The sequence below is a fragment of the uncultured Hymenobacter sp. genome (assembly GCF_964242765.1).
Lineage (GTDB): Bacteria > Bacteroidota > Bacteroidia > Cytophagales > Hymenobacteraceae > Hymenobacter.
Genome location: NZ_CAXTBM010000080.1, coordinates 1 through 21255 on the forward strand (window position 1 = coordinate 1; position 21255 = coordinate 21255).

Sequence of the window (21255 nt, forward strand, 5' to 3'; positions counted from 1 at the left end):
TACTCGCCCACTGAGCTCGGCGCATTCCACACCACTTGCCCCGTAACGGCATCAACCTGAAAAATAGCAGTGTCCCCAGGCACGCCTACGGGGGGACCCGTAAAGGGGACCTGTACGCCAGGAGCAACCCTATTGGGCCTTACAAAGCCTGGAACGACGGCCGCTACGAAAGTGCAATTGGTTACTGAATTTAGTGTGCCCCCTTGTTGGCTGGAAACCAGCGCATAAGCCAAGGAATCACCATCGGCATCATAAGCCGCCGGATTGTGCTGAAACACCTGCGCGACCACCGCGTTGTCAATCGCGGGGTACCGGAGCACTGGGGAGCGATTCTGTAATAAGGCCGGATCGATGGTAACCGTAGTGGAAACGTAGAACGACTGATTGCCAGAATCACTCATGTTCAAGACTCCGAAATTGCGATTCTCCCCGATAAAGCTGACGACATAGGGCCGCCCAGCTGGGCTCGGTGCCCCATACGTGTGCTCGAATTCGTACGTGTAGCGTCTTATACCCGCCCTGATTGGTATGTTGGTGGTCCGGGGTACGTTCAAGTCGCAACTGCCGTCGCCAAAGAAAATAGCTGCATCGCGCTGGTCGGGTATCGGACTATTAGGCTCGCTGCAATAAAGGGTTAACCGAAAAAAGACGCGTCGGGGGTTGAAGTTGGCAGTGGTATCAATTTTTGATTGAATATCTCCTGCCCGAATGTGACTTGCCTGCACTGGACACGTCAACCCTAGTAGTCCCACCAAAAATAGCAGAAGTGCTCCGAACCAAGTTCGACGCAAGAGTAATGAATACACCATATAGTAGGTACTGAGGAGAAAGAGCAGATCAATGAGGAAAAGATAGACTAATCTAACCAAAATTAGACCCAATACTCGGCAGTAAGAGCAGCAAAAAGCGTTGGTTTATAGTTTACCTAAACTAGACCATCGAGATAAGGAATGACCCGCCACCAAACAAAGCAGCTTACTGCTAGGCACTACAAAATCGCCGTTATGCAGTTGGTGACGCTCTGAATCTATTCATTTCTCTGTAGCTCTTGCTGATTTGCTTTGTATTCCGTGCAAAACAATGATGAAATCATATTTACTAAGCTTTATATAGTATATTCTAACAGAATATGATTCAGCCAAGTTAAAAAAGCCTCTGTCTGTTCTTTTAGGTTACTGCGAAATCGAATACAAACCAGATCAAAAATATTATTAATTTAAAAAATAAACAATATCACTAATAAAATTTTATTTAAAATAATTTTAAGTGTCGAATTGTCTAATATTTCTATAAAAATAATAAGAAAGTTAAATATTAATTGAGTAATACATGTATGTAAAAAATAATTTATATGATAGGTTTAATTTAGAAATTATCTTAAGAAAGCAAGGGATACTTAGAAGGCTCTTGCAACGCTACGTTTTAGAATTGGTCGAACTGCTGTCAATAAAAGATAATTTATACTCCGAGCAATTTTATACTCCGAGCAATATAAATTTTATGAAAAGGATCGAGAGCAACCTTCATTGAAAGGTTCAAGCGTCTGAGCAACTTCCGCAACTAGGAAGATAAGTTACATACCGAGACAGGGTAGGTACGCTCCAGCCTGAGCGACAACCGGCAACTCTAGTTGGATGTAGGCAATGCCGGTACTCGAGTGCTGGGCTGGTTTGGCTACGGCGCCGGAGTGCAATTTTAAGCACGTAGTCCCTGGTAAACATAGTTTGTCAAGGTATATCCTCAAGACCACTCACGTAAGCAAGAAAAAGCCCCGGTGCAAAGTGCACTGGGGCTTTTTCTTGTGCTAAGGCTAATCTAGTTAAAGCTCTAGCGGGCGGCACCTGCTTTGATTAAGCTGATAGCATAGCCCCCGCCAGGGGCGCAGAACTGTTTCAGCTTGGTTTTGTTGGTTACTTTCATTGTCCGTATGACGTAGGCCTGCGGGTTTTTCTCATAGTGCGCATTCTTGGCATCAGCGTACACGGTGGCTACGTAGGATTGGCCTGGGTCCAGGAAGCTGAGGTTGATGGTAGAGGTGCGGCCGTTCTCGTCGCAGGAACTGCCCACAAACCAACTGCTTTTGCCTTTGGCTTTGCGGGCGATGGTTACGTAGTCGCCGGGTTCGGCTTCCAACACTTTCGTGTCGTCCCAGTCTACGGCTACGTCTTTGATGAATTGAAAAGCATCGAGGAACTTGTTGTAGGTTTCGGGCAGGTCGGCGGCCATTTGCAGGGGCGAGTACATCGTCACGTAGAGCGCCAACTGCCGGGCTAGCGTACTATGTACGAACGAGGTGTTGCTCGGATTGTAAGCGCTGATGCGGGTTTGGAAGATGCCGGGCGTGTAATCCATAGGGCCGCCCATCAGCCGGGTAAACGGCAGAATGGTAGTGTGGTCGGCGTTGTTGCCGCCGAATGACTCGTACTCGGTGCCGCGGGCGGCTTCGTTGCCAATCAGGTTTGGATAGGTGCGGCTTAGACCCGTGGGCCGAACGGCTTCGTGGGCGTTGACCATGATTTTGTAGTCGGCGGCTTTCGTAATGGTATATAGATAATGGTCGTTGAGCCACTGCCCGTAGTGGTGCTCCCCACGCGGAATGATGTCGCCCACATAGCCGCTTTTCACGGCATTGTAGCCGTTATCGACCATGAACTGATACGCTTTATCTAGGTGGCGCTCGTAGTTGCGCACCGAGCCTGAGGTTTCGTGGTGCATGATGATCTTCACGTTTTTACCGGCGGCGTAGCGGTGCAGCTCTTGCACGTCGAAATCCGGGTACGGCGTCACGAAGTCGAACACGTAATCCTTACTCTTGCCAAACCAGTCTTCCCAACCGGTGTTCCAGCCTTCTACCAGCACCGCATCGAAGCCATGTTTTGCGGCAAAGTCGATGTATTCCTTCACGTGCGCGGTGTTGGCGCCATGCGTGCCGTTGGGCTTGGTTTTCGAGTAGTCCAGCGAATCGAGCTTTATATTCTCCAGGTTGGTATACGACCAAGTGCTTTTGCCCGTAATCATCTCCCACCACACGCCTACGTACTTCACGGGCTTAATCCAGGAAGTATCCTTGTACTTAGTGGGCTCGTTTAGGTTGAGAATCAGCTTCGACTCCAGAATATCCCCGGCCTTATCACTAACGATAACCGTCCGCCAAGGCGAATGCGCCGGGGTCTGTAGGTAGCCTTTGTCGCCGCGCGCGTCCGGGGTCAGGTGCGATTCAAGTACCAAGTTCTTGTCATCAAGCTCCAGCGACATGCAGGAGTAGTCGATCAGGGCCGCTTCGTGGATGTTGATGTAGAGTCCGTCTTTGCTTTTGAGCATGAGTGGCGTTTGAACGCCCGTGGCGGAGAAGGTGGTCTGCGAGGCATTGGGCGTGACGGCCGCTTTCATTTTGCCGCGTACCTCCGACAAGTTAGACGTGACGGTACTGTATTCCTGGGTGTCGTAATCACCGGGCAGCCAGAACGCCTTGTGGTCGCCAGCCAAGGCAAACTGGGTGCGCTCTTCCTTGATAGTGAAGTAATCGAGTTTGGGTTGACGGTCGAACTGGTAGCGGAAGCCCAGACCATCGTCGAATACCCGGAAACGTACTTTCATTGTGCGGCTGCTTGCCGCCTGCGCAAGCGTGACGGTTAGCTCGTTGTAATGATTGCGAATGGTTTTCACCTCGCCCCATACCGGTTGCCAGCTTTCGTCAACGGTCCGGCGGGTAGCGCTGGCCACCGTGAACCCGTTGGTAAGAGAAGTGGTATTCTTTAGCTCTAAGCCTAATTTGCTTTGCTTGATGACAGCGCGGCCTTTGTAGGTGAGTTGGTAAGTTGGCACCCCGCCTTCCTGTAGCGCAAAGGTTAGCGTTAGATTGGTGTTGGGGGATTTGATTTCCTGGGCGTAACCTACTCGGAGCAGGAAGCAAAAACAAATAAATAGTAAGGCCTGCGGGGCCTTAAAACAAGTAGTAAGCGCTGAAGAGAAGAAACGTTGCATCATGCGTAGCGAACAGGAATTGGTGATGGGATGGGGATTCGCAAGGCAAGGTATTGGTTGTAGATGAGTATCGAATCAGCATTGGTGTTCACAGCGAGTACATTGTTCACTCCCATATGAAGTTTGCAATGCTTGATTAAAGGGCAGTATAAATGAAATGGTTAGTTGCAAGTCATAAAGTAAGCATGGACATATCCCATTAAGTACAAAAAAGCACATTATGCATACGATTTTATACTTTTTTTTACTTAATTTCGGGATTATCTTGTTGCCTTTGCGCCTAAAACTCGTAAATCTGTATTTTAAATCTGTATTTTTATACTTTTGGTCTTGTACTTTATATAACCCTGCCCAATACCCCATTCCGCTAGCACTTCTTACTCAACTATCCCATACTCAGATGCAAAAGACCATCGAGTTTTGCAGTTCATTGCCATCATAAATGGTGGCTATCCCTACTTTCGTTGGGTGAGGATCTAAGAGCACGGAATTGTGCTTGGGCGACTCTCTATAGGCCCGCAGAATTTGAGCTTCGATACTAGTGAGCTTGTCAGACCGCATACCCCGGAAACGGACACAGTTTTCGTAACCATAGCTAAGAAATCCGTTGGCTTTCTGAAACTCATGACCGACGGCAGCTAGTCGTAGGCGCGGCGTGGGGTAGTCTGGATGGTAATGCCCGTGCGTGTGGTGCGTGAGGTTGTAGACCGCCTGCAAGCGCGCTGCCCGGCAGGCGGTTGCACTTAAAGCAAGCGGCGGTAAGCCTGCCTGCTGACGGTACATATTAAGTTGCTGAAGAAGGCTAACTGTGGTTTTCAGGTCTCTCAAATTGATAACCGAAGCTGCGGGCACCAGCGCCTTGGGAGTAACTGATTTAGTGGGAACAACGAGAAACACGACGAGCAGAAAAACAAGATAATTCATTGGATTCTCAGGGGCGGGGTGAAATGAGTGTGTGGAAAGCTTCAGCGAAGAGCAACGGCAACAATTGCTCAAACCAAGAAGTGTAGCTTACTTAACAGCCATGCACCAGCAATCCAGGCCACGACAGTAGCCGCCGGACATAAGCCGAAAGAAGATCAGACCAAGCAACCGTGCGATTCTCAACTTATCCGCTGCCCCTATTGCATACTCTTACAACAGAAGGCAGCAACTGAAGCCATTGGGCTAGATAAAGAGGCCAGAACGGGTTGTTTCGGAAGATGCCTTGAAAACGCGCATCCAGTACTTTTAGTATATCAAACTCCTATCATCCTGTTGTCGTCAGCCTATTCATACCTCACATTACCGCTACCCTTTCTTGCTTGACTAGCCAACTTGAACGTATCGATTTTCCTCTATTCTTGCTTTTGCGCTACCTGATAGCGGCCAAGCATTACCGTACTGCTTTCACCCACGTATGCTCTTATCGTTCGCTAATCCTTGTTACCTTAAAAGAGTATAATGCATTTGCGGGAGAGTACAGGAAACTAAAGCAAGCAGGAAAAGGCTAATTTAAAATTCCAGTGCGTTCTAAGGCTCCTTAGTCGCTACGTACGCGCCACTCCTCGATTCCCCACCAAACAACGACACCGCCTCTATTTCCATGTCCGAACGCTCCCCTTCCAGCCTCGTTATTCAAGCCATCTTACGCCAACAGGTAGTCCCCGTCTTCTACCATGACGATGCCGCCTACGCTCAGCAAATTGTAGATATCTGCTACGAAGCGGGTATTCGCGTCTTTGAATTTGCCAATCGAGGGGCAAATACCTTTGCCGTATTCACTAAGTTGCGTGAGCATGTCAGCGCGCATTATCCCGATTTATTGCTGGGAAGTGGCACCATTTACAACGCCAAGGAAGCAGAAGTCTTTCTGGAGGCGGGAACCGACTTTGTAGTGCAGCCCATCACCACTGCCGACGTAGCTGCAGTTTGCCGCCATTACGATGTACCCTGGATTCCTAGCGCGCTAACGCCCAACGAAATTTTCCACGCGACCCGGCTAGGAGCTGCATTGGTAAAGATATTCCCTGGCAGTATCGTAGGCCCCGACTATGTGCGGGCGGTGCTCGCCCCGATGCCCAACGTGAAAATTATGGTAACGGGAGGGGTAGAACCTACAGAAGAGAACCTGCGCGCGTGGTTTGAAGCAGGAGTAAGCGTGGTCGGAATGGGTTCCAAGCTGTTCAAGGATAGCCAGGACCACACCGTCTTAGCGGCCCGCATCAAGAAAATAGTACAGCTAGCCGCCGCATATCAGAGCAAGAGCTAGCCTATCAAATTCAGGTACGCTTAAACAAGCTTTGAAAAGTATTCTCGCACGTGTAAAGGAGCCTGTATCTACGATAAGCTCCCCTACTCTACCTACTGAAGACATGTTCTTAGCTTATCTACTTGATGCTGGCTAGGCTCGGTTCTGTATGCGGCAGGTAGACGAAAAACGTGGTGCCGGCGCCGAGTTGGCTATGCACCTCCAAGCGTCCGCCCGCGTTTTCCACCATGCGCTTGACCATGTACAGCCCGATGCCGGTCCCGTCCACATGCGTGTGAAACCGCTGAAACATCGTAAAGAGCTTGGGCAAATGCGCTACGTCAATACCCAAGCCATTGTCGTGCACTTCCAGCACCGTGTAGTCCGCCCGCACGTGCGCCCGTACATCCACGTGCGGCCGCCGGGCGGGCGAGCGGTATTTGAGAGCATTGCTGAGCAGGTTGTACACCACACTGCGCAAATTCTTCTCCGAGAACTGCACTGGGGGGAAGTTGGTGAGGTCGATGCGAAGGTTGGCGCCAGTCTCCTGGATGAGCGGCGCTAAATCCTGGCACACATCTTCCACTACAGCCGCCAAATTCACGGACGTGGTAACTGGGGCGTGTTCCTTTTGTAGCTTCGATACGTCCGTCAGATGACTGATCGTACGTTTGAAGCGTTCCACCGAACCCAGCATGAGCGCCAGCATATTCTGCACGTTTTGCTGCTGAGCGTCGGCGGGCAGCTCGTCGCGAAGCAAATAGAGCAGGCCTTCGATGTTGGAGATAGGCGCCTTCAGGTCGTGCGAAGCGGTATAGATAAAGTTGTCTAGATCCACATTGGTGCGTATGAGTTGCTCATTGGCAACCGTCAACTCCTCGGCTAGCGCCAGCGCTTTACGCCGACTTTGTTCTAATTCCCGCTGTGCTTCCACCTGCGGCGTGGTGTCCACAACCAGCGTGTAAAATCCTACTACCTGTCCCATTTGAATGTCCGGCACGTAACTCGTGCGGATGTAGCGCGTGAAATCCAAGCGGTACGGCATTTCGGCGTCAAATTGCACCGGCTCGCCAGTCAAGGCAAGCTCAATGTAGCCTTGCACCCGGCTATACGCCACTTCCCCGATAACATCGCGCACCGGCCGGCCGAGCAGGCTGGCGGGAGACTGGTTGAACCAAGATTCGTAAGCCTGATTGACAAACTGGTATTTCTCTTCCCGGTCGAGGTAGCCAATAAGTACGGGAAGGGCATCGGTAAGCAAACGGAGCCGCTGCTCACTTTCATCCACCACGCGCCGGGCCAACACCTGGTCGGTGACTTCGTGCGCAAACGCCAAGACACCATCAATGGCGCCGTGCGCGTTGCGGCGGGCCTGGTAAATGAAAGTACAGTAAATTGACTCCAAAGCGCCGCCCGTACGACGGGCCAACTGCAAGGGCAACTCGTGCGCCACGTAGGTTTCACCCGTAGCGTACACGCGCTGCAACTCATTGAAAATGTCGGCACCCACCAATTCAGGCAAGGCCTCTACTACGGGCTTGTGCAGCAATTCGCGGCCAGGGAAGATGAGTTGATAGGCCGGATTAACAAGCTGATATACCAAATCCGGGCCATCTAAGATGACGATGGGAGCCGGCGCTTGCATAAACAAGTCGTGCAACTGGCGCTGCTGCGCCTCCCGCTCTTGGTGGGCTAGCACCTGGTTGGTTACGTCGTGGGCGAAGGTGGAAATGCCTACTATCTCGCCATTTTCGCGGTAAGCTTGATACGTGAAGGTGAAGTACATCTGCCGGGCGGGCCCGGCGGGCTGCGCTAGAAGTAAGGGCAGCTCGTAGCCGAAGTAGGTTTCACCGGTTTGATACACGTGGTCGAGCAGGGCTAGAATGCCGCTATCCACCGTTTCGGGAAGCGCCTCGCTCACCGTACGCCCAAGTAGCTGCCGCTCCGGGAAAAACTGCTCGTAGGCTTCATTAACGTATTCATACCGGTGCTCGGGGCCCCGCTGAATGCAGATAGCGGCCGGAGTTTGAGCAAAAATATGATAGAGGTTTTCGCGCTCCTGCACTTGGCGCTGCGTAGCCGCCAGTACCTGGGCTTGCAGCGTCTCGGCTTGCTGACGACTTTGTACCTGCTCCGTCACATCGACGAGGAAAGCCAGGATGCCATGGGGCTGGGCTTGTCCGTCGAGCAGCGGTTGGTAGATAAAGTCAAGATACCGTTGTTCCGGCCGGCCCGTCACCGCGTCATACAACTGAATAGGCATTGCCTGCCCCTGGCGAGGCTTACCGGTAGCGTACACCTCATCCAGCCGCTTTACAAGACCTTGGGTTACCAGTTCCGGCAAAACTTCCCCAACGGTTCGCCCCTGCTGCGCCCGCTGACCGGACAGCGCATAGTAACCTGCATTGAAGAAGGTATAACGGTGCTCGGGGCCTTCTAAAGTGGCAATAGCTGCAGGTACCTGCCCTAAGATTTGCTGGAGCAAGTCTTGTTGCTGGGCCAGCCGCAGGCCTTGCCGCCGGGCTTCAGTCAGGGCCAGTTCCAACTGCTCGGTGCGCTCCATTACCCGAACTTCCAGTTCCTGATTGAATTGCTCGACCTGCTGACGCGCCCGCACTTGTTCCGTAACCTCGGTACCAGCCGCAACTATGCCGGTCGTTTGCCCCTGCGCGTCGCGCAGCGGGTGAAAACTAAAATTGAAATAGCCCTGATCTAGCGGCCCCGCGGACGAAGAAGGTAAGGTGACAGGCATCTCGCGCAAAAAGTAGGGCTCCCCAGTGTGTAGTACGCTCGTCAGCACGGATTCCAGGCCCGGACCACTTGTTTCGGGCATAGTCGCAAAATAAGGGTAAGCTACCGACGGCGCCAAGTGCCGCCAAATAGCCGTCAGGGCGGGGTTGGCTAGTTCCACTACAAAATCGGGCCCTCGAAAGATGCAAATGGCAACGGGAGCTTGCTCGAAAAGGCGCTGTAGGTCTGCTCGCTGCTGCTCGGCTTCGGCACGCGCCGCTTGCTCGCGGGCCTGGCTTTCGCGCAGGGCCAGTTCGACGGGCGCGCGCGGTTGGTCAGCCGTATCGGTGAAGCTCACCAGTAGGCCCTGACCCGTGCGGCGCGCCGCCAAGCGGTAGTAGTTGTCGTAGCCGTCGGCCTGGTAGTTGATATTAAACTCCTGGGGTTCGCCGCTCACAAAGGCCTCGACGTGGAAGGCGAAGGTACCATGCTCCTTGCTGTGGGGCCACTGTTGCAGATGCGTAACTGTAGGTTGCTCAGGCATGCCCATCATGCGCTGGGCCGTTGGATTCAAGTAAACGAAGTTGAAATCGATAAGCTCGCCCGTTAAGTCATAAACGGGAGTGTAGAGGATGACGCCCGTGAGGGAAACGGCTAGCAGGTCGCGGAGAAGATCTTCAGCAGGGGCAACGGCAGACAACAAAGTGGGAGGAGGAAGCATAACTCGAGAGATAGGACAAGGCAAAGCAAGCCAGTTCCGGCGTAACAGGAATAAAAATGTAGTGTAGCTTCTGATTTTTACGCGTAAACTCGTGGGAAAGCCGTTCTAAGAAGCAGGCAAGTTTTCGATCTAAGCCCCGTTTTATCTCACCCCACGAGCAATTTGTTTGAGGGCTTAGACTGATGCCACCCCCTACCGCTGCTACTCGCTTGCTTTGAAGGAAACGGACTCTCTCGGTTTCCGCCGGGTTAAGTCGTATCTTGTTAGGTGATCCACCTCAAGCTTATTTAATTTATGGCCTCCGATATTTCCTCCCCCACCCCCACGGGAGACCATACTAAGCGCGAGCGGTTTCTTGAACAGGAAAATACTCGCCTGCATCAAGAGAAAGTTGACGCTCTCAAGCAACGAGCCTCTGAACAGCGGTACCAGCACAGCCAAGACCGGTTCCGCACTGTATTCGAAAACTCACCGCTAGGCCAGAAAATTATTGCCCCCGACCTAACCATTCGCCAAGCCAACCAGGCCTTGGCCACTATGCTCGGCTTCGAGCATCCCGACCAAGTGGTGGGCCGACGCATTCAAGATTTCACTCACCCCGACCACCTCGACGACTGGCAAAGGCTGCAAGAGCAGCTATGGGCCCACAAAGCCCCTAGTTTTACGCTGGAAACTTGTTTAGTACGCCAAGACCAGACTTCGTTCTGGTGTCAGGTTACGTCGGTGCTATTTCCCGACGGGGAGGGGGAACTCGGCTACACCACACTCGAAAACATTGCCGAGCGCAAAAAACTAGAGATTCAAAATCAACGCCTCTACGACACGCAGGAAACCATCCTGCAGCTAGCAGCGCACGATTTGAAAAGCCCAATCAACAACATCGTAATGATGGTTGATATGCTGCGAGCTAACCCATCCGTGCAAGACATTGCGCCAAGCACGGCCTTGCAGGAGGTGCAGCACTTGCTAACCCTAATTGAGCGAGACTGCGCGAAAGCCAATACGCTGCTGAAGGATGTACTTTTCCTCGGACAACTGGAAGCAACCCGGCTGGAAAAGTACCGCATTGATCTGGGCGCCTTCCTGGATGAGCAGTTAGGCGTGTTCCGGGTTTCGGCGCAAGAAAAAGGCATCCATTTAGTGCTGAATTTGCCTGAAAAGCCCGTCTATGCCAATATTCACGCCGATAAATTTGGCCGCATTGTCGACAACCTTATCACCAATGCCCTGAAATTTACGCCGGCCAACGGAAAAATTCTCGTCACGCTGCAACAGCACGAAGGCCGTACCCGACTAGTAGTGCACGACACCGGACTAGGCATTCCGGAGGCGTTGCAGCCCCGTGTTTTCGACAAGTTTAGCTCGGCCTCCCGGCCTGGCCTCTACGGCGACACCACCACGGGCCTGGGGTTGTTTATCACCAAGCAAATTGTAGAGCAACACCAAGGCAAAATTTGGCTGGAAAGCCAAGAAAACGAGGGCACCACCTTCTTTATCGACCTGGAGGAGTAGCTGAGCTTAGTATAGATGCCCTTTCTGCGCCGTATCTGTACTATACTACCCGCGGTTGCCGGTGTACTCCCCCGAGCAGCCTGTGTGAATACCTCAAGTATTTTTAGTAGCAAGGCATGCTACAGCCGACCTTGGTTCCAGGTGGTTTGCTTGCCTAGCTCTATAGCCGTTGAGGCAACTGTTGTAGCCCTAAGTAATGTGAGCGGTAGCTCATGCCGAAAGAGGAAGAGGAAGAGGCTACAACTTTGCTCCTACTTGCCGCACTCTTTTTGTACATGATTTTACGATAATTACCACCTAAAAAGCACTCATTCAGGTGCTCGATTGCTACAATTTTAGTTGTAGCTCGTACGTAGCACTGACAAGTAAATACTGTCTAGCTAAGCGTTTGGGGTTGCTTGCTGTCTGCTTCCGCTCCTGAAGCTGAAGCAGACGGGAGTAATGACGAGGTTATCAAGAGTAATGCTACCTCGTCAACACTAGTCGAGATTCTTGCGTAATACTGAATCAGGAATTTTTAATTATTCCTGGCTTCTCCTTACAACAAGAATTCCCACATGCTTGACGTTCAAACAACTATATATAGCGAAGAATATCTTTCTTTTATAAATAAGAAGGAATTTCCTTGCGTAGCCGCCAAAACCGCGCTTACCACGCAGCAGTTGAAGTACTTGGTGGTCGACCACTTGGCTTGCCCCAAGGATGATGCCGCCATTCTGGAGTTCATTTACGATTTTGTGGATACTTACCGGGAGTCTGATAAGTTGTATCACAGTGCCTCTATCATCTTCAAGGGACCAACAATGCCCAACGAAGCGCTGTTTGAAGAACTATTCTGGCAGCGCCTGCAAGCCCTTTCCAACCTCGATGCCCAGCGCTATGGCTACGACCGACGGGTAGTGGCCGACCCTTCCTCGCCCGACTTCAGCTTCAGTCTCAAAGAGGAAGCCTTCTTCGTGATTGGGTTGCACCCTGGCAGCTCCCGGCCGGCTCGGCGATTCACGTACCCAACGCTCGTGTTCAACGCTCATGCCCAATTCGAGCAAATCCGGACCAATGGCCGCTATGATAGTATCCGCAATATCATTCGGACCCGCGACGTAGCTTACTCCGGCTCCATCAACCCGATGTTGCAGGATTACGGTAACTCCTCGGAAGCTTACCAATACAGCGGTAAGGCGTACGACCAAGCCTGGAAATGTCCTTTTTTAAGCCAACATGGATCAGTTAACCATTATTCCGCCGCGTAGCGGTACCGCCTTTATTTTGCGCAAAGGCCAGCAACTGAAGGTGGTAGACATCGAAGGCGAGCAGGTATCCGACTTCATCTGCTATAACCTCGACGACAAAGCCGAATACCTCTCCTCGGGGCGGACCATCGATTATGCCGAGACGATCTTCCTTACCAAGGGCCACCCGTTCTACTCCAACCGCAGCAACATCATGTTCGAGTTGGTCGAGGATACTGTAGGTCGTCATGACTTTCTGCTCACGCCCTGTAGTGCCGACACGTTCCGCATCATTTATGGGCACGCGCATCCGCACCGTGGGTGCTTCGGCAACCTCTGCGAGGCGCTACAGGAGTATGGCATCAGCCCCGACGCTATTCCAATTTGCTTCAACATCTTTATGCACGTAACCGTGGATGGGGAAACGGGAAAAGTTGACGTGCTTCCTCCCAAAAGCAAAGCTGGGGACTACGTTGTGCTAGAAGCCAAAACCGATTTGTTGATCGGAATGACAGCTTGTTCGGCCGAAATGTCGAACAATTACGCCTTCAAGCCCATCGGCTATCAAATTCTGGAATAGCCCCGTTTTCAGCCACTGGTAGCGCTGCCTTGCCAAGTTGCTTGAAACTTCAGTTGGCGACAGAAGTTGGTTGCAGTGCCAAAGCAGCTTGCATGTGGTTTATAACTTCTCGTAAATGCTGCGTAATGGTGGTCACCAACGTAGTTAAAGCCTCTTTCTGAAATTCTTCCTCCCACTGATCAAGCTGCGTTACAAGGGGGAGAAGGTGCCAGATGTGTAGATGCGCCAAGCTTGGTTTGAGCGTGTGCGCCGCACTTCTCAATTGTTTTATGTCCTGCTCCTGTAGGCCTTGGGCCAGGGCCAGCAACATTTCTTCGCTGCTTTCTATGAAGGTTTCCAGCATAAAAGCGACGAAAGTATGGTCGCCTTGGCCAGCCTGCAACAACTCGTCGACCTCATAAAGGGCAGCGGTTGGGAGCATCTTTATAACGGCCGTAGGGGTTGAGACAGGCACTACAACGTGCGGCAAAATCCAGTCACTCACCACTTGCAGCAGTTCTGCTTCCTTGAATGGTTTGGTTAGGTAGGCATTCATTCCCGCCGCCAAACATTTCTCCCGTTCACCCTTGATGGCATTGGCGGTAAGGGCAATGATGGGCGTGGTTAAGTGTAGTTGCTGCCGCAGAACAGCCGTTGCGGCATAGCCGTCGAGGATCGGCATTTGAATGTCCATCAGGATCAGATCGAATGGTTGATCCTGGGCCAATTCAACCGCTTGCGCGCCGTGCTCGGCTTCAGTTACCTTCACCTGCGCCTGTTGCAAGAAGGTTTTGGCAATCTGCCGATTGAAGTGGTTGTCTTCCACAAGCAGCACATGTTTGTGTCGCAATTCTTGGCGGACGGGGCTGTCGGCCGGCAGCAGTGCTTGGGGCAACAAGTCGTGCGCCGTGCCTACTGGCAGGCGCAAACGAAACTGCACCATCGTTCCCTGCTGCTTTTCACTTGTTACCTGCAAATCACTGCCCATCAACTTCACTAAGTTGCGGCAAATGGAAAGCCCCAGGCCCGTGCCACCGAACTTGCGTGTCACCGACGCATCCTCTTGGCTGAACTCTTGGAATATACGCGCCAAAAAGGCAGGATCAATACCAACACCGGTGTCGGTTACCTGAAACAGTACGTCCACCGCGCCTTTTTCGTCGTCTACGCTTACTATATCGCACGAAACGACGACCTGCCCTTTTTCAGTGAATTTAATGGCATTACCTGCCAAATTCAGCAACACCTGCGTGATGCGGTACGGGTCGCCTAGCAGCACAGCCGGCAACTGCGAGCCAATCTGTGTAAGCAAAGACAGCCCGGCTTCCGCAGCTTTGTAATGCAAGGTCTGCTCGACCTGCGCCAGCAACTGGGTTGGCGCGAAGCCAACTTGCTCGAGCACCATCTTGCCGGCTTCCAGCTTCGAGAGGTCTAGAATATCGTTGATAATGACTAGCAGGTTTTCTGCCGAGGTGCTGATAGCCTGCTGGTAGCTGGCTTGGGTAGGCGTAAGCAGGGTTTTGGCCAGCAACTGGCTCATACCCAGAATAGCATTCATTGGCGTGCGAATTTCGTGGCTCATATTAGCCAGGAAAATCTCGCGGGCGCGCACAGCGGATTCGGCCGCCAGCTTGGCGTGGCGTAATGCTTGTTCGGTGGCTACCCGGTCGGTCACGTCCAGGCCATAGCCCAAGATTAGATGCAGAGAGCCATCTGCATGAAATACGGGTTGCAAGCACCGATACTGATGCCGAATTCCGTCAGGCCGAACAAAAGCCTCCTCATATGTCACAAGGCGACGTTCGCGCACTGCTTGTTCTAGGCGCTCGTGTCTCTCCTGGGCCATCGCCACGGGACGGTTGTTACGAGCAAAATAAGCAAAGTTGTCTTTGCCTATCACCCATTTGCGCACGACGGGGTCCTTAATTCCGCTAGCGTTAACGTATAGGTACTGAAACTGGTCGTCGAAAACTCCCACATCGCACGGTAGTTGATCGAGCGCGAACTCGTAGAACTCCCGCTGGTCGACGAGTTGCTTTTCTGCCTGCCGGCGTTCCGTAACGTCCATACCCATGCCTACTACCATCTGCAACGAACCATCCGTGGCGAATACCGGTCGGTAATGTCGCTGCATATACCGCAGGCCGTCCACGGTTGTTTCTGTTTCTTCCCACATGGCCTCCGTCCGGGTCCGTACAGCTTGCTCGAAGCGTTGCCGCCGTTGCACAGCTAGCTCGCGGGGGCGTTGCCGGTAGGCACAATAGCTGAAATCATCTTGGCCGATAACCCAAGTTTGCAGGTCCGGGTCGTCGATACTACGGGCATTGACGAAACGGTAGCAATGAGAAGTGTCGAAAACAGCTACCTCCACTGGGAGTTCATGAAGAATGGTTTCGTAGAAATTCTGTTGTGCATGCTGCGCGGCTTCTGCGCGGCGCAAGGCTGTGATATCCGTTAAGTATACGTGGGTGCTGGCCTCAACGACAACAACAGTTGCGTGGTAGTGCCGGCCTGCTGCCTGCAATTCCTGCTGGCCAGGATTATTGGTAGCTGAGACGGCCCGCAACAGAAACAATAGAGAATCATTAGGTTGAGGCAATTCCTGCGCTAACTCGCCTAGCAGGGCCGTTGCCGCAGCATTGGCGTACTGCACCTGCCCGGCAGCGGAAAGGTGTAGCACTGGCTGCGGATGGCAGGCTAGCAGCGCGTGCGTAGGATCTAGCACCCGTTCCTGGAACCAGTGCATGTGCCCTGAGCTGTTGCCAAGCACGAGGTAGTCCCAGCGCAGGGCTTGCCCATTTATCGATGTTAGCTCCTGATTGTAAACTGATTGTTTCGCTGTCCGTACGGCCTCCGCGTTAGCTTGAAAAGCGGCTGGGTTCTGGAAATGGTGTTGCAGGACCTGGGCGGAGTCTGCATCTGATTCATTATTCCCTGCTGAAGTCAACCATTCGCGGCCAGACGAGTTTGCTGCCTCAACTTGGCCCGCCGCACTCGTGAACACGACGTGACCAGGTAAGGCTTCCAGCAATTCAGTGAACCGCGCTTCGTGAAGCTGTACTTGTGTTTGAGCTGCTGCAAGTGCCCGTTCCAAGTCAGCAAGGCGCTTTTCAGCCCAAGTCCGCCACGTATGGTTATCCGAAAAGGGAGCACTCAAATCATCGCAAGTAGCAATAGCCATGCAGCACAGAAATAAGAAGTGTATAGTGTAGCAAATATAAACAAAGTAATAAATCTAACACGTATTTCTGTAAATAGTTGAAATACAGTAGTTTATTATTGTGTAGATAGAACGAATCTATTATATCCTTGCAAATTTCAGCGCTGACCTGTTCCTATTTATGAGCTCCCGTGCTGAGCAAGGCATAGAACTACTTCGCCAAGCTATGCTTACCAGGACACACAGAGCCCATTTCAGGAGAAGCTATATTCTTCAGTAGTGGCACTTATTACGCTAGTACCAAGCGTAACAAGCCTCAGCAAGCTTTCTTTGCCAGCCTATTAGGCCACAGTCTAAGAGTTTGGTAAGCGCCTAATGGCAAGAGAATCACGTTGCTTTCACCTAAGCCTCAACTAAATTTACTTTGGGACTATTGAATTCAGCAAACTCATCACTCATTTCCTTGGCTTGAGAAGTTCCCATTTGTCTGCTTGGTTGCCAACCGCCACTTCATTTGAGGACCACCTCCCATACCTTCGCCATGCGCGAGTTGCCAGCTGGCCCAACCACAGACAGCACAACGATATAATTACCAGCTTTCTGGTAGTGGTGTATTGGACTGGGTTCATTAGATGTTGTGCCGTCGCCAAAGTCCCAGTGCCAGCGCGTAACAGTACCCTGGCTTTCATCGCGGAACGTTACTTGCCGCTTTGCCATATCAGTAATCAAAAACGACCACTGGGCTTGCAGTTGCGGCTGATCTTTAACGGCCAGTGGCATAAGAGTGAAAATAGTGCCTAAGCTGGAATTACCGTACATTTTGTGATTTTTCGATAGATTCCAGAAGCCTTTTTTGGTTTCATCCAGTACGTTGTCGTAATCAATTACCGCCCAGGTTAGCCCTATTTTTTTGTGATCAGCCAGCACAGATTCGACGGCACGTTCTGGTCCTTCTGCCCCGGCATAGTCGAAAGGAGTAATCCAGAATTCGGCAATCAATTTGCCTGGACCACCTGGCTTGAACTTATAGGAGTAGGCGATATTGGCATAAGGTAAGCGCTTGATCCAAGGCTGACTGCCCCAGGCCAAAGCCCAATCTTTGCCCACAGCCGGCGTGAAAATGTGATAATTCTGCGCGTGCACGCCATGAAAAGACACAAATCTGTCCCAAAGCGGAAGCGCTTGGTTGGGATGCTGCTCGGCAATTAGCGGGCCACCTGAAAGGTCACCGTCCACAACAAGTTCAAACGTGTCATTATGTAAGCCTGGCAGGGTAAAATCCCAATAGTCATCATATGCCTCATACAAGAAATAAAGGCGGTTTAATCCCTTTATCCACGCTACTCGTACCTTTACGTCGAGATTAGTTGGATCTGGTGCGGGGTAGTGTTTCGAATCGTCCCATAACTGGTCGGTGCCTACCACGTACTCACTAGGGAAACTAGCCCAGTCGTCAGTTTGGCCATCTACGCGTGGAATCATATTCGCCGGAAACTGGTAGATTTTGTAGCCGCGGTTTTCCTGCGCAAAGGCCGCAGGTCCTTGGCTAATTAGCATTAAGGAAACTAGCACTAATAGGCTGCTACCAATAATACGGTTACCAGCGTAAGCCAATAGTGAATGACAACGGAAATATGGAAAGTGAACTAGCTTCATGTTGCTAATGCGGCTGATTGTAGTTCTCCAGAGGTTATCCGAGTGATTGGAGTGGTCTTATCTAAATAGGTAGTGCACTAAGGTAAGACTGTCTTAATTGTTTTGACTTCCCTTATTCTTAGCCAGACTTACGTTTGCATTCGCCTTGTGCGAGCGGATGGGGCGAACTGCTGCTTTTGGACTTTCCAGCTAGCAACTGAATGCTTCAGTTAAAGATTATGAGCCTACATGCCCTAACGAGCGTGGTCCCATTTCAACACCTGTTGTTCATGGATCCTTGGTGTTTCGTTGCATACATTCATATAGCCCCCATGCGGAACTCGAACACAGCAGATGAGCTATCAGAATTAGAACAATTGATACAAAGCTTTTTCTAGGTCTTGTATTGTCTCCCACTCATATCTCTTACTGCGGTATTTATGATACAGTTTACTCAAAGAATAAGCTAAGTAGCATTCACCTAAGAATAAGTATAGAGTTATATACTTTGAACATTTTAGTTGGCACCTCCTATTGATTAATCCGAAAAGCTAGCCTTATATTGAACTATTATTTGATAGTTGCAAAATCGCTATATGACTTTTTCTCTTTCGCTGCCGTTGTTACCTCACGTATTATGCGCAATTTCATTGGTTACTTTAAGCACTGCATGCGTTAATATCCATGAAAACGCCCGGGCTTCTTTAGAGAGTATCCCGGAAACCAAGTTGGAACTTCGGCACTTTTCTGTACTGGCAGAGGGTACTACCCAGCGCCTAGAATGGGAAACTAATGAGGAGCTCGCCTGTGCTTATTTTGTTGTAGAGCGACAAGTTGGGCAAGCTGCGTTCAAAGAAATAGCACAAGTTCTCGGCGACCCAATGGCAGTAACTCCTCGCCATCATGCATTCGTGGACGCTACGCCGGCAGCAGGATCAGTGCATTACCGACTGCTACAAGTTGATTTAGATGGTTTAGTACATACAGGTCCAACCCTAGAGACTAAGCTAGACTCCCCTTACTTTGCTATTCGCTAAGGCATTGAATCAGTATTTAAACCGAATTTTATCTCACATACTTGCGGCCTTCGAACAATAAATAGATGAAAGGAATGTCTATTGCCACATTGTTTGATTTCATGTGAAATTATGTCTACCCGCTTATTCAATTCCCCACTTGGGTTTCTACGTGTTGTCGGTTTCTTGGAAGGAATTTCGTTTTTGTTTTTAATAGGTGTTGCAATACCTCTTAAATACATAGCTGGTTTACCACAGGCAGTACGCATACTAGGCATGGCACACGGGCTTCTGTTTGTATTGTATGTAGGGCTTGTTGCTGTAATAAGCTTCCAGCTCAAGTGGCCTTTCCGAAAAACGTTTTTAACAATTGTTGTGTCGCTACTACCATTTGGTACATTCTGGGCCGATAAGAACCTGTTTCGCTAGCTGTTAACCATTGTAACCTTTTTCGGTGACTCAAGATGGATACGGGTGAGGCGCTACACACTAATAATACCGTGGACGTGAACCTTTGCACTGCGTCACGTCAGGCTTAGTTTAAAGTTGTCTACAATATATCAATGCCCACTAATCATCTCTTTTTAGGATTTTAGCAAGGTTTAAAGCCTGTTAAGCTGTGAGCAAGTTGTGATACAGACTGGAGTTTACTATGCTCTTGGTGTCCTGATAGCAAAAATCCAGTAATGAAAACCGTTACTGAGATAGAAGATACTTCTGAGCAAAATCGTCACAGGCAACATATGTTAGGCAACATAAAGTCGCTTGGGTGATAAGCATTCATGCTTTAGCTTTTGGTTTTCTGCTTAGTATCTCTTTAAGCAATTCAGTTATACTATTGAAAGCACATCAACTTCTTTTAGGCTACGCTCCCTTATGTAAAGCGTAGTTTAGTGAAATTTGATGCGTTTCAACGTGTTAGATACATTTGTTCTAAAATAGCTACGTAACTGAACTGATTTACTGAGTTTGTTCTTGTGCATGCACATGTAACCGCAAAATAATAAATCAATGTTTTATAAGTAAAATTATATATCATGAACTGAGTTCCTTTCAACGCCCTACGATATTATATAGCTTTACTTATACTCATGTGCATCTAAAATATACAACCGATTACTGTGCTTATTCCCTTAATGGGACAAAAATCTTAGTTTTAGACAAATGAATTTATCTTAGACGAGTCATATAAGCTATTCATCTTGACAGGAACTTAATTGGACGAAAACAGACGTTAAAAATCGAGATGATGTTCTATGTTTGATATATGGAACAACGGTACGAATAAATACAGAGTACAATAGAATCAGGTCATTCGGCATTGACTATTGAACGAGAAAATTCTTATAATAATTAAAATTATTTTAATTATTTCTGCATTTATTCATATATTATATATAACATATTACAAATGTATATTTGAACTGCAGACCATTGTTATACTCCAAAAACCTTAATTTGTAGGGTAGTCAATCCGACATTTTTATTTTTTCGTAAGTCACATATACTATTGACCTGTTATTGAGAACAAGGAAGCTCAAAGAAATAATAACATTATATTCTTGATATTATACAAATTATATCTTATAATTAAGAATAAAAGTTCAGAATACGTTTATCACTTTACAAATTTCGTTTTTTGCTTTTCAAAATGATTTTATTTTGCACTTATGTGTAGTTAGTACCGGATACAACTTTTTATTACGACAATAAAGTACAACTATAGTGTTAAGTTTTAATAGATGACAAGCAAAGCTTAGCAAAAGTGGTTTTTATGCTTTGTTCGCTGATACGTTAGGGTAATAGATTTAGTGCCAGAAAACGTGTTTACCACTGAATAGTGATAACTCGCTTCTAAGAATTCTTGCTAACAATGTTTAAAAATAATAATCATACTACTCCAAGAAGTTTATTAATCAGTTATCAAGGCTAGGTGGCCTTTCTCTCTGGTTTTGCTTGTGGTACTATTTATCACTCTATCTACTTCTACTGTGACATTGTAATGCTTTGTCAAAGAGATTTTTAAATACTATTTTAATGATGAACCTTTTTACCCGTTGGTGTTCTCTTTTCTTTTTAGCTATCTCTGCTGGCTGTAGTTACGACAACGTAGAAGAGCTGGCGCCTAAAATACCTTGTCAGACACCAGCTATCGTGTCGTATAGCTTGTCGATTTCACCTTTGCTCGACCGCAATTGCCGCAGTTGCCACAACCCCACTCTTTTGACGGGCGGGGTGAATCTAGAAGACTTCGCCGAACTCAAACGGCGGGCGGACACTGGTCAACTGCTAGGGGTGGTCAATCACATGCCCGGCTTCGCTCAAATGCCTAAAGATGGCGCCAAGCTTTCCGACTGTGATTTAGCTTTATTGCAAAAGTGGGTTACCGCGGGCGCGCTCAACAACTAGGCCTGCCCCCCTCCATCTCCTCCTATGTCCCTGCCCTACCGCTGGCCACTGCTCGTGCTCTGCCTCTTGC

General features: G+C 49.7%; 12 protein-coding genes and 1 pseudogene. 7 read left to right on the forward strand and 6 right to left on the reverse strand.

Features of this window, described 5'->3' with window-relative positions; all coding sequences use genetic code 11:
- The 3 genes and pseudogenes from ACFE7X_RS22185 to ACFE7X_RS22195 form a co-directional block, all read right to left on the reverse strand.
- A pseudogene (locus ACFE7X_RS22185) lies at positions 1 to 809 on the reverse strand (hypothetical protein); the annotation flags it as partial.
- A gap of 1018 nt (positions 810 to 1827) precedes the next feature.
- Positions 1828 to 3984: a glycoside hydrolase family 97 protein gene (locus ACFE7X_RS22190; RefSeq protein ID WP_375437886.1), complete on the reverse strand. Its 2157-nt coding sequence runs from the start codon at positions 3982 to 3984 to the stop codon at positions 1828 to 1830.
- Positions 3985 to 4380: 396 nt separating this feature from the next.
- A complete protein-coding gene (locus ACFE7X_RS22195; RefSeq protein ID WP_375437875.1) occupies positions 4381 to 4908 on the reverse strand; it encodes a CAP domain-containing protein in 528 nt (175 codons plus the stop codon).
- Between the two features lie 661 nt (positions 4909 to 5569).
- Here ACFE7X_RS22195 and ACFE7X_RS22200 point away from each other — a divergent pair.
- Entirely contained in the window at positions 5570 to 6235 is a 666-nt protein-coding gene (locus tag ACFE7X_RS22200) for a bifunctional 4-hydroxy-2-oxoglutarate aldolase/2-dehydro-3-deoxy-phosphogluconate aldolase (protein WP_375437876.1), read from the forward strand.
- Between the two features lie 118 nt (positions 6236 to 6353).
- Here the strand turns inward: ACFE7X_RS22200 and ACFE7X_RS22205 are convergent, their stop codons facing one another.
- Entirely contained in the window at positions 6354 to 9665 is a 3312-nt protein-coding gene (locus tag ACFE7X_RS22205) for a PAS domain-containing protein (RefSeq protein WP_375437877.1), read from the reverse strand.
- A gap of 294 nt (positions 9666 to 9959) precedes the next feature.
- Between ACFE7X_RS22205 and ACFE7X_RS22210 the strand changes: the two genes are divergently transcribed.
- The 3 genes from ACFE7X_RS22210 to ACFE7X_RS22220 all read left to right on the forward strand — a co-directional run bounded on the left by ACFE7X_RS22210 (position 9960) and on the right by ACFE7X_RS22220 (position 12986).
- On the forward strand, positions 9960 to 11177 hold the full coding sequence (locus ACFE7X_RS22210) for an ATP-binding protein (RefSeq protein ID WP_375437878.1): 1218 nt from the start codon (positions 9960 to 9962) through the stop codon (positions 11175 to 11177).
- 557 nt (positions 11178 to 11734) lie between these two features.
- The gene (gene gntA, locus ACFE7X_RS22215; protein ID WP_375437879.1) at positions 11735 to 12427 is read left to right on the forward strand and encodes a guanitoxin biosynthesis heme-dependent pre-guanitoxin N-hydroxylase GntA; all 693 of its coding nucleotides are present in this window, start codon (positions 11735 to 11737) and stop codon (positions 12425 to 12427) included.
- A complete protein-coding gene (locus ACFE7X_RS22220; RefSeq protein ID WP_375437880.1) occupies positions 12396 to 12986 on the forward strand; it encodes a DUF1989 domain-containing protein in 591 nt (196 codons plus the stop codon). Before gntA ends, ACFE7X_RS22220 begins: the two co-directional genes overlap by 32 nt.
- Before the next feature lie 49 nt (positions 12987 to 13035).
- Here ACFE7X_RS22220 and ACFE7X_RS22225 read toward each other — a convergent pair whose 3' ends face one another.
- Positions 13036 to 16146, reverse strand: coding sequence for a response regulator (locus ACFE7X_RS22225; RefSeq protein WP_375437881.1), 3111 nt, complete (start codon positions 16144 to 16146; stop codon positions 13036 to 13038).
- 489 nt (positions 16147 to 16635) lie between these two features.
- Complete coding sequence (locus ACFE7X_RS22230) at positions 16636 to 17781, reverse strand: PKD domain-containing protein (RefSeq protein ID WP_375437882.1); 1146 nt, start codon at positions 17779 to 17781, stop codon at positions 16636 to 16638.
- Between the two features lie 575 nt (positions 17782 to 18356).
- On the opposite strand from ACFE7X_RS22230, the gene ACFE7X_RS22235 reads away from it, so the two are divergent.
- From ACFE7X_RS22235 to ACFE7X_RS22245, 3 genes are all read left to right on the forward strand, one after another.
- On the forward strand, positions 18357 to 18797 hold the full coding sequence (locus ACFE7X_RS22235; RefSeq protein WP_375437883.1) for a hypothetical protein: 441 nt from the start codon (positions 18357 to 18359) through the stop codon (positions 18795 to 18797).
- 111 nt (positions 18798 to 18908) lie between these two features.
- On the forward strand, positions 18909 to 19205 hold the full coding sequence (locus ACFE7X_RS22240; RefSeq protein ID WP_375437884.1) for a DUF3817 domain-containing protein: 297 nt from the start codon (positions 18909 to 18911) through the stop codon (positions 19203 to 19205).
- A gap of 1608 nt (positions 19206 to 20813) precedes the next feature.
- Entirely contained in the window at positions 20814 to 21185 is a 372-nt protein-coding gene (locus ACFE7X_RS22245; RefSeq protein WP_375437885.1) for a hypothetical protein, read from the forward strand.
- Positions 21186 to 21255 lie beyond the last annotated feature (70 nt).

Excerpts from the sequence above, each read along its gene's own strand:
- ACFE7X_RS22190 (WP_375437886.1), bottom strand. The coding sequence starts at position 3,984 with ATGCAACGTTTCTTCTCTTCAGCGCTTACTACTTGTTTTAAGGCCCCG.
- ACFE7X_RS22195 (WP_375437875.1), bottom strand. The coding sequence starts at position 4,908 with ATGAATTATCTTGTTTTTCTGCTCGTCGTGTTTCTCGTTGTTCCCACT.
- ACFE7X_RS22200 (WP_375437876.1), top strand. The coding sequence starts at position 5,570 with ATGTCCGAACGCTCCCCTTCCAGCCTCGTTATTCAAGCCATCTTACGC.
- ACFE7X_RS22205 (WP_375437877.1), bottom strand. The coding sequence starts at position 9,665 with ATGCTTCCTCCTCCCACTTTGTTGTCTGCCGTTGCCCCTGCTGAAGAT.
- ACFE7X_RS22210 (WP_375437878.1), top strand. The coding sequence starts at position 9,960 with ATGGCCTCCGATATTTCCTCCCCCACCCCCACGGGAGACCATACTAAG.
- gntA (WP_375437879.1), top strand. The coding sequence starts at position 11,735 with ATGCTTGACGTTCAAACAACTATATATAGCGAAGAATATCTTTCTTTT.
- ACFE7X_RS22220 (WP_375437880.1), top strand. The coding sequence starts at position 12,396 with ATGGATCAGTTAACCATTATTCCGCCGCGTAGCGGTACCGCCTTTATT.
- ACFE7X_RS22225 (WP_375437881.1), bottom strand. The coding sequence starts at position 16,146 with ATGGCTATTGCTACTTGCGATGATTTGAGTGCTCCCTTTTCGGATAAC.
- ACFE7X_RS22230 (WP_375437882.1), bottom strand. The coding sequence starts at position 17,781 with ATGAAGCTAGTTCACTTTCCATATTTCCGTTGTCATTCACTATTGGCT.
- ACFE7X_RS22235 (WP_375437883.1), top strand. The coding sequence starts at position 18,357 with ATGACTTTTTCTCTTTCGCTGCCGTTGTTACCTCACGTATTATGCGCA.
- ACFE7X_RS22240 (WP_375437884.1), top strand. The coding sequence starts at position 18,909 with ATGTCTACCCGCTTATTCAATTCCCCACTTGGGTTTCTACGTGTTGTC.
- ACFE7X_RS22245 (WP_375437885.1), top strand. The coding sequence starts at position 20,814 with ATGATGAACCTTTTTACCCGTTGGTGTTCTCTTTTCTTTTTAGCTATC.